Genomic DNA, 2,388 nt, shown 5'->3' on the forward strand with positions numbered 1-2,388 from the left:
GCATTTTTTGTGGTCTTGCTTGCCCAATTTTGTGTCAAGTTAATTAAACGAAGAAAGTGGCCATGACTTCGACATTCTTAAATTGATAAACATGAGCAAAGTATGATTACACTGGATCGAAATGCCCTTAGAGATTGTGTCAAGGATGCAGTTAGGGAAGAACTACAGGTTTTTATTTCAAAGGTTGGTAATATGGACGATCCTCCGCAAAAAAAGCAACCGACAAAACTAATGACCAAAAAGGAAATGGCAAACGAGCTTGATATTTCCCTTGTCAGCCTGACCGAATGGATGAAACAGGGGCGTATTCCCTATAAACGTATGGGAAAGCGCATTTACTTCAACAAAGAAGATGTTATGGCATCCATGACGAACTTCAACCATAACAAAGGAGGTAAATAATGATCTCGTTTAACCAGGACATAGCCACTGCATTGGATAGGGCTATAGTAAAAATAACAGATAAATTTTTAGAACCTCCGATCATGATAACAATCAGCAATTCCGATTCCGTTATCGGTACATTAGGAAATTTCAGCGCATCCACCGGAAAGGCCAAGAGTAGGAAAACATTCAATGTGATTTCATTGGTCGCTGCTGCATTGAGCGGAAAACAGATATTACAGTATAAGGTCAAAGTTCCCATAAACCGTCCATTGGTACTGTACTGCGATACGGAGCAGAGCAGATTCCATTGCCACAGGTTGATTTCAAGGGTTTACAAACTCATAAATTACCCGACAACGGAAGTCCATGAAAACCTAAAATTTATATCCCTGAGGGAATACCCCACTAAAGAGCGCATAAGTATCATCGAATATGCCCTGTCCAAATATGCGGGCAAAATATGTCTGGTCATCATAGACGGGATCAGGGATCTTGTTTACGACATCAATAATGCTACGGAAGCGACCGAAATTACCGGCAAGCTGATGAAATGGTCACAGGAGCTGAATATACACATCCATACCGTACTGCACCTAAACAAGGGTGATGACAACACCAGAGGGCATTTGGGGACAGAATTGAACAATAAGGCTGAATCCATATTACAGGTCACCAAAAGCGATCTGGATACAAACTACAGCACCGTGGCGCCAAAGTTCATCAGGGATATCGAGTTTGAGCCATTTACCTTTTTTATCGATGATGGTTTGCCCGTACTGGATGAGAACTTTGACCTGTCAGGTACAGTATCGAGAAAGGGATTCGACTATCAGGAGCTTTCCAAAGAGAACCATCGGGAAGTGTTACAGGAAATGTTCAACGGCAGTGAAATAACCTGCACATATGATGAATATGTTGGCAGATTACGGAATGCGTATCTGGCAAAGGGCTTCAATTTCGGCATCAATAAAGCCAAACAGCTGAAGACATTTCTGGAAAACAAACGGATGGTCATCAAAAACGATAAGACCTACCGGTTCAACCCTGAATTCTATTATTAAAAAACAGGTTTAGTTTAGTCCGCCCCTATATAGTAATAGACTAAACTAAACCTACTTTAAAATTAAGATTATGACATGTGATGAATTAAAGCGCATACCGCTCATATCCATATTAAATTATCTACAGATACCATGCGCAAGGATGAACAGCCGTGAAGCATGGTTTAAAAACCCATTCAATGGAGGAGACGAAAGAACGGCTTCGACAAAGTTGGATATCCATAGGAATATCTGGTACTCGCATTCGGAAGGATTCGGAGGAAATAACATTGACTTCCTGATGAAGTTTTTGGATACGGAAAACCTATCAACTGTTTTAGATTGGGCTGATGAAAGAAAAAATATCTTTTCTTTTCACCAGCAGACCGTATTGGATAAAGTACAGGTCATGCAACAAGAAAATGAACGCGCTTACACCATCCTTTCCGTTGAGCCTCTCGGAAACAAAGCTCTGACAGACTATCTGACCGACGTACGCAAAATAGATATTGAAATTGCCAGAGTATACTGTCAGGAAATCTATTACCGGACGGCAAAAGGACAGACGTACTTTGCCGCAAGTTTTAAGAATGATGCAGGTGGATACGAACTGCGCAACAGCTATGATAAACGCTCCCTATTGACAAAGGGGATCACCACGATCGATAACGGCAACAAAGATGTTGTTTTGTTTGAGGGCTTCACGGATCTGCTATCCTTTATGACGTTAAAAAAGAATGCAGGTAAGCCGTATCTAAATACGAACTTCTGTATCCTGAATACGACCGCCAATCTGCAAAAAGCATATCCATTCTTAGGGCGACATAACGGAATAACAAGCTATCTGGACACAGATAGCAGTGGTTTAAAATCGTACAACAGTTTGCGAAGCCATTTTGAAAAAACGCACACCGTAAAAAATGGAATGGAAGAATTGCAGAGGCAAGACAACAGGATCAAG

General features: G+C 41.1%; 3 protein-coding genes. All 3 read left to right on the plus strand.

Features of this window, described 5'->3' with window-relative positions; all coding sequences use genetic code 11:
* The first annotated feature begins 102 nt into the window (after positions 1-102).
* Positions 103-402: a helix-turn-helix domain-containing protein gene (locus tag AB5935_RS24535; RefSeq protein WP_003013280.1), complete on the plus strand. Its 300-nt coding sequence runs from the start codon at positions 103-105 to the stop codon at positions 400-402.
* Complete coding sequence (locus tag AB5935_RS24540) at positions 402-1,448, plus strand: AAA family ATPase (RefSeq protein WP_003013282.1); 1,047 nt, start codon at positions 402-404, stop codon at positions 1,446-1,448. The genes AB5935_RS24535 and AB5935_RS24540 overlap by 1 nt, the downstream gene beginning before the upstream one ends.
* 142 nt (positions 1,449-1,590) lie before the next feature.
* Positions 1,591-2,388 (plus strand): toprim domain-containing protein (locus tag AB5935_RS24545; protein ID WP_368327705.1); only part of this gene is annotated, 798 nt, incomplete at its 3' end.

This window comes from Phocaeicola sp. RTP21198st1_B8_RTP21198_201120, assembly GCF_040929485.1.
Lineage (GTDB): Bacteria > Bacteroidota > Bacteroidia > Bacteroidales > Bacteroidaceae > Phocaeicola > Phocaeicola dorei.